Raw genomic sequence first — 760 nt, 5'->3', positions numbered from 1 at the left:
GGAGCATACCAGCCTTTAAAACATCGACACGGCAAATGCGACACTCATACAATCCATGGGCGTCTCCAGCTCCCCTTATGGAACGCCTGAATATCTCCCACTCCACTCAGGTGCACACCAAGGGCGACAAACACATTCACACTAGCAGCGAGCGGTTAATTTTCTGCCTGTAAAACACTATCCCCAGCTCTAAACCAAAGACACTGTACTGCGAGTGGACTCATAAATTTCGTATCGCCCGATTCGTCACCTAACTTTGCCAAGTCATTCAGCTGTTGGTGATTTTCTAACTCCAGAATCCAAACTTGCTCAATATTCCAATGCGTTCAGGTACGATTACGACGGTGAAATTACCCAATACTGAAAATAACGGTGAAGTCGAAAAACAAAACACAGCTCGGTTTACTAGTTAGCTAATACACCTACCGAGCATGGGCAGGACGATGTTACGAGGGGATAAAAACCTGGCGAGAAACAACATTGGGTTAATCAAGGGTAGCGCCCTTTTGATCATTCTGTATCCACGTTTCCAAGTGCACGCGCTGTGCGGACCAAGAATTGAAACAATAAGCCCAAGCGCCAGACAAACACGCCCCCTCGCCTTGCCGCTGCAGTGCAAATACAGAGCTCGCCTCTAGCCCCACCTGTGCATAGGCCTCGAAATCGGTGGAAGAATCGCCAAAACCGGCAGCTATCACCCAGCCTTTATTTTGGTACTGATTCAATACCCGCGCCTTAAAAGCCGCATGATCAACACTGT

At 48.3% G+C, this 760-nt stretch carries 1 protein-coding gene; it reads right to left on the bottom strand.

Annotation, left to right across the window (positions count from 1 at the left end; translation table 11 throughout):
• Nucleotides 1-485 precede the first annotated feature (485 nt).
• On the bottom strand, nucleotides 486-760 hold a 275-nt coding region (locus tag ACFQEU_RS17015; protein ID WP_379784068.1), incomplete at its 5' end, for an LNS2 domain-containing protein.

It is taken from the genome of Halorubrum tibetense (assembly GCF_042661865.1).
Classification (GTDB): domain Archaea; phylum Halobacteriota; class Halobacteria; order Halobacteriales; family Haloferacaceae; genus Halorubrum; species Halorubrum tibetense.
The sequence above is the reverse complement of the archived record's forward strand: the minus strand, read 5'-3'. Positions and strand labels throughout refer to the sequence as shown.